The 5,805-nt window shown below is 38.3% G+C and carries 5 protein-coding genes and 1 pseudogene; 2 read left to right on the top strand and 4 right to left on the bottom strand.

Annotation, left to right across the window (positions count from 1 at the left end; all coding sequences use genetic code 11):
* Window positions 1-110 precede the first annotated feature (110 nt).
* Window positions 111-1,703: a sensor histidine kinase gene (locus CXF78_RS11935; protein ID WP_102036914.1), complete on the top strand. Its 1,593-nt coding sequence runs from the start codon at window positions 111-113 to the stop codon at window positions 1,701-1,703.
* 10 nt (window positions 1,704-1,713) lie between these two features.
* Here CXF78_RS11935 and tcdA read toward each other — a convergent pair whose 3' ends face one another.
* On the bottom strand, window positions 1,714-2,517 hold the full coding sequence (gene tcdA, locus CXF78_RS11930) for a tRNA cyclic N6-threonylcarbamoyladenosine(37) synthase TcdA (RefSeq protein WP_011635992.1): 804 nt from the start codon (window positions 2,515-2,517) through the stop codon (window positions 1,714-1,716).
* Window positions 2,518-3,307: 790 nt separating this feature from the next.
* Between tcdA and CXF78_RS11925 the strand changes: the two genes are divergently transcribed.
* Complete coding sequence (locus tag CXF78_RS11925) at window positions 3,308-4,351, top strand: porin (protein ID WP_011635991.1); 1,044 nt, start codon at window positions 3,308-3,310, stop codon at window positions 4,349-4,351.
* Between the two features lie 164 nt (window positions 4,352-4,515).
* Here CXF78_RS11925 and CXF78_RS11920 read toward each other — a convergent pair whose 3' ends face one another.
* The 3 genes and pseudogenes from CXF78_RS11920 to CXF78_RS11910 form a co-directional block, all read right to left on the bottom strand.
* Entirely contained in the window at window positions 4,516-4,833 is a 318-nt protein-coding gene (locus CXF78_RS11920) for a putative quinol monooxygenase (protein WP_102036913.1), read from the bottom strand.
* A 96-nt stretch (window positions 4,834-4,929) separates the two neighbouring features.
* Entirely contained in the window at window positions 4,930-5,394 is a 465-nt protein-coding gene (locus CXF78_RS11915) for a GNAT family N-acetyltransferase (RefSeq protein ID WP_102036912.1), read from the bottom strand.
* Between the two features lie 46 nt (window positions 5,395-5,440).
* Window positions 5,441-5,805: pseudogene (locus CXF78_RS11910) on the bottom strand (EmrB/QacA family drug resistance transporter); the annotation flags it as partial.

Genomic DNA, 5,805 nt, shown 5'->3' with positions numbered 1-5,805 from the left:
TATGCTTGAACCAAAGGTATGAGACCCGAACTAACACCAGCGAAATACATTGTAGAATCAATACTCTCATAAGTAGATTCTCCCTATTAATAAATCACAATGAAGAAACTATGCTGATATCCATAAGACAGTTATTACAAAGTCCTATAGCTCGAAAATTAACGCTTTCGATCGTGATCTTTAGCTCTTTAATTACGCTAGTGACGACGGCTTATCAGCTAGTAAGTGATTATCAAAATGATGTAAGTAGAATTGATCGCGTTTTTTCGAATATAGAAGCGGTAAATTTAGAAGTGCTGGCAGCCAGCTTATGGGTAATAGATGAACACTTGATCGACACGCAACTCCGTGGTTTGAGTCAATTACCTGATATAAACTATATTTCTATCCGTGATGACAGTAATCAAGAATGGCATTTTGGTGAATATAAGAACACGGCTGTTATTGAGAAAAAATACCCATTAATTTATACCAATAATGAAAACATTCCTGTTGGTACGCTCATCGTACAAGCCGATCTAAATGTCATTTATGATCGTTTGTATAATAAAACAATACTGATTTTATTATCCAACGCGATTAAAACCTTCTTGGTAGCAGGCTTTATCTTGTTTCTGGTGTGGTTCAATGTAACCAAGCACCTTCGTCATTTAAGTAAATATTGTGATGATATTAGCTTAGACCACAACTTTACTCCCTTGGATTTTAATCGAAAGCCGCAACATGATGAATTCAGTTTAGTAGCAGATGCAGTTAATACTATGCAACGGCAAATTAGAGGCTCTTATCAAGCATTGCGCCAATCAAAAGTCGATCTCCAGCATGCTCTTGAAGATCGCGATCGTTTACTGTTGTTAGAACGCAGCTATAAAGATGAGCTCGCGCACCAAGTTAAAGAACAAACCAAAGAACTTGAACAATCACTGAAAATGTTGAAGCGAACTCAACAAGAGCTTGTAGAAAAAGAAAAAATGGCTGCATTAGGTGGCTTAGTTTCCGGCGTAGCCCATGAAATTAATACCCCTATTGGTATTTGCTTAACGGCTGCTAGCTCGCAATTGTCTCATATAGAAGAGTTGATCAAATTGATCCATAGCGATGATGCCACTTTAGAACAAATAAATGAGATTTTAGAGCAATATCAACAAAGCAGTCAGTTAATCGTCAGTAATATCACTCGTGCGAGTTATTTAATCCAACAATTTAAGTCTATTGCCGCAGAACAAAGCCATGAGCAAAACACGACCTTTAATTTGAGTCATCAATTACGCGATATTACTGATTCAACATTAATGATCTTTTCACCGCAAGACGTCGAAATAACGATTAGTATTGATGAACAGTTGCAACTTAATAGTAATGCCAGTTTATTAAGCCAAGCGATTACTAATGTTGTATCAAATGCATTTTCACATGCATTTAAAGATGTTATTCAAGCAAAGATCCACATTAATGTCGTTACTGAGCCAGAGAGTATTCATATAGAAATTCAAAATAATGGCGCGGCTATTCCTAATGACATCGTCGAACATATTTTCGAACCCTTCTTTACAACAGCTCGTCATAAAGGAGGAGTAGGTTTAGGGCTCGCAGCAGCGTTTAACGCAGTGGCTCAGCTAAAGGGAAATATCAGTTATGTCCCTATTTCACCACTTGGTGGGCCCATGTTCGTGATTAGCGTACCGAGATTACCAACAACTTAGTTCAACGATGTTAAGCGGATTTAGCGGCTAATTTACTCAGCACACGGCTAACGGCAACAAACGCAAACGTTCCCGTTACCATGGTAATGGCACCAAAACCAGATGCGCAATCCATTCGCATACTGCCCTCTGCATCTGCTTTAGTGTTGCACACGCTGCCATCAGCTTGAGGGTAGACTAGATGTTGGGTCGAAAATACTGCATCGACAGCAAAGCGTCGTTGAATATTTTTAGTGAAATTATAATCTTTGCGTAATATGTTACGTACTTTTGCCAATAATGGATCTTGTACTGTTTTAGCCAAGTCAGTCACTTGAATAAGAGTCGGATCGGTTTGTCCACCAGCACCACCTATGGTCACTAGGGGAATTTTATTGCGCTTACACCAAGCAATTAATCCCGCTTTAGGCTTTACAGCATCAATACAGTCAACCACATAATCAATATTGCCACCTTGCGAGGTCGGCTTAAAATGTTCAGCAAGATTGTCTAAGGTAATAAAATCTTCTATTTCATTAACCATACACTCAGGATTAATTTCGCCAATGCGCTTTGCCATAACCTCAACTTTTGATTGGCCAATAGTCGAGGTTAATGCATGTATTTGGCGATTAGTATTGGTAACACAAATATCATCTAAATCAATTAGTGTAATCTGCCCTATACCACTTCTCGCTAACGCTTCGGCAACCCATGTACCGACACCACCAATGCCAACCACCACAACATGCGCCTGCGAAAAAGTCGTTAGTGCTGCTTGACCGTATAAACGGCCGACACCAGCAAAACGATGAGTATAAGATTCTGACAACATTGGTTACGCCTTAATTAACGACTATTTTCGCGGCCAATTTTATATGATTTCTCCTCAAAGCTAAACGTTTGTCATGATTCACTTTAGATGAATTTGGTTAAGGAGAATTTTTGGCTTAATTACAAGCGGCGCATGCTCATATTCTTGACTAGTAACTCAGCTCTCTCCGTATGGCATATAGGATAAAGTGATAAAATGAGTTTATTGCAGCTTAAATATCACACTAACTATTGGTTAAACTCATCAAGATAGGTTGACCCTTTAATAGTGTAACTATGATAAGAGCCATTTAACTCAGATAACATGACAAAGAGCCGTTTTATAACATTTTATTACCCGAGCAGAAGCAGCTTGAGCTAAATATATTTATCTGCCAAAAAGATTCCGATCACAACAAACATTAAATCATGCTTAATTTTTAACCTTATTAGACTAAAGATATAAAATTTAACATCGAATATTCACAACGATTAAATTAACATGAGCTAAAATACATTTCTGCAACTTTTTGTGGTTGTGCGCTAGCCTATTTCTAATCAAATAGGAACATCCCTAAAGAGGTAGATCCACGCCATAATGTTATTTAATTATACAAATGGTCGCAGTTATCACAGATTTATACACAATTTTTCAAGTAGGCCCTGTTTATTTGATCTAGGCCACACTATGAAGGTATCAAATCTGTAAAAATCTGCACCAGCTTGTTACAGAATTGAATCTGCAACAAAGTTCACTAACTAAAACCATGAAAAATGGAATATAGAACATAACGTTCTAGGGAGCATGAAAGATGAAAAAAACCTTAATCTCTGCATCGGTAGCATCTGTACTTACATTAGTTTCTTTCGCTACACTTGCTGAAGGCCCAAGTTTCTATGGTCGTTTAGATTTAGCAGTATCGAATTCTGATCAAGGTGCCACTACTCAAAACCGTAAAGAAGGCACAGTATTAGAAAACAACTTTTCTAACTTGGGTGTTAAAGGTAGCGAGAAATTTGCTAACGGTATCGAACTGTTATACCAAATGGAATTCCAAGTTGAAAATACTACTCAAACTGAAGGTAAGAATGGCAGTGACGAAGTTGTATTTAAAGCACGTAACACATTCTTAGGTTTAAAAAGTGACGCTGGTACTGTGTTAGTGGGCCGTAACGATACAGTATTTAAACAGTCTGAAGGTGGCATCGATTTATTCGGTAACTTTAACGCCGATATCGATCGTATGATTGGCGGCCAGTTACGTAAAGCTGACGGTCTTTGGTACTACTCACCTGTTATTGGTGGTTTAGTCACATTAAACGCGACTTATTTAATGGAAGACAACTACACAGATGATGCTGGTAAAGAATCATATGATGATCAATATGCATTAAGTGCAACTCTTGGTGATAAAGGTCTTAAAGCACACCCTTACTACGTAGCTGCTGCTTATAACACTATTGGTGGCATTGATGCTTACCGTGGTGTGGCACAAGTTAAGCTAGGTGAGTTCAAGCTTGGTGGTTTATACCAAAACACTGAAAGCCAAACATCTGATCAAGAAGGTGATTCTTTCTTCCTTAACGTATCTTACAACCTAAACGGCGTAAACTTAAAAGCTGAATACGGTCAAGATGAAGCTGGTTTTGGTAGCTACTACAAAAATATTAAAGAAGCGACTGGTACAGACGTAAACATCACTCAAATTACTGTGGGTGCTGACTACCGTATATCTAAGTCAACGTTAGTTTATGGTCACTATGCTATGTATGAAGGCGACCATAAAGTTGGTACTGCTACAGTTGATTTAGAAGATGACAACATCTTCACTGTCGGTGCTCGTTACGACTTCTAATCATTATGATATAAGAGCTTCGGCTTAACAGTATAAATGATTAAAAATGCCAGTCTGTATAGACTGGCATTTTTGTATCTGTAATCCAATGCTGAACTCTAGCGCTTCAAATCTAATCGTGACATCCAGAACTTGAAATTACAGCACTTAACAGCTACCGCCAATTAAGAGATCACTTGATTAAACACTTCAACATGATGTGATTCAACCAACTCAGGCATTACATTGTGGAAATAATGCTGAATAGCATCTTTAGCGCAATGTTGATCAAACGCAGCACGATCGACAAACTTTTCCACAAAGGCAACTTTGTTGTCGTTATCTACACTGATATTCAATTCATAACGAATACAGCCAGATTCACGACGAGTATCAGGGATCAAGCTTGCCAATACCGCCACTAACTCATCACGTTTCCCTGCTTTCGCCACAAATTGAGCGACACAAACAATTTGCTGGGTATTAATTACATAATCTGACATCGTTTTTCCTTAATAAGACCTACCCGAACCCAGATAAATAACGACTCAACTCAAAGTTGATTATGCTATCTCTGAACCCAACGCTATTCATACCAATTAGCTATTATAGATTAACAACATATCAAGATGCTCTATACCGTCTTCAAGGTATACATCTGAATTAACTACAAACCCATGTTGTTGATAAAATTGGCGTAAATAATCTTGCGCCCCAATCTGAATATTGTCATTTGGCCAATGCTGTTTTGCAATAGCAATGGCACCTTGCATTAATTGATTCGCCACTCCTTGACCACGAGCCGATTTAGCAACGGCAACACGGCCAATACTGGCTTGAGGATAACTAACATTTGGGGCTAATATGCGACTATAAGCAAGGAGCTCACCTTGGTCATTTAGCCCAAGTAAGTGTCTTGCTTGCGGGTGTTTATCTTTACCATCTAATTCAGGATAAGGACAATTTTGCTCAACCACAAATACATCTACACGCAATTGCATTAACCCATAAAGCTGCTCTAAAGACAGTTCAGTAAAACCAACATCTAGCCATGTTAATGTCATCTCTCACCTTAATTTATTGCTATCAATTAAGATAATAATAACATGATTAATGCATTTCATTAGGTTGATCTGTATCACTTTTCGCCGCAGGTTTACGGATCAATAAAACCGCCACAACCGCAATAAATAGAAAACATGCCATAATAAAAAACACATCATTATAGGCTTGTATATATGCTTGTTGTGACATATTTTTAGCAAGTAAAGCATAGGCTTGTGAGTTAGCACTCACCGCATCAGAACCCGCAGTTTGCAATATCGAACTGGTATGCTGAATATAGTTGTAAGCTTGGGAGCTGACAGCCGGCAACGTTTCTTTAATATGGGCCAAATGAACTCGGGCTAAATTATCAGTTAAGGTTGCAACCAGCGCGATACCAAAAGCCCCACCTAAATTTCGCATCACATTGA

This window comes from Shewanella sp. 11B5 (genome assembly GCF_002836795.1).
Classification (GTDB): domain Bacteria; phylum Pseudomonadota; class Gammaproteobacteria; order Enterobacterales; family Shewanellaceae; genus Shewanella; species Shewanella frigidimarina.
Note: the sequence above shows the minus strand (reverse complement) of the source record. Positions and strands in the feature narration are given on the sequence as shown.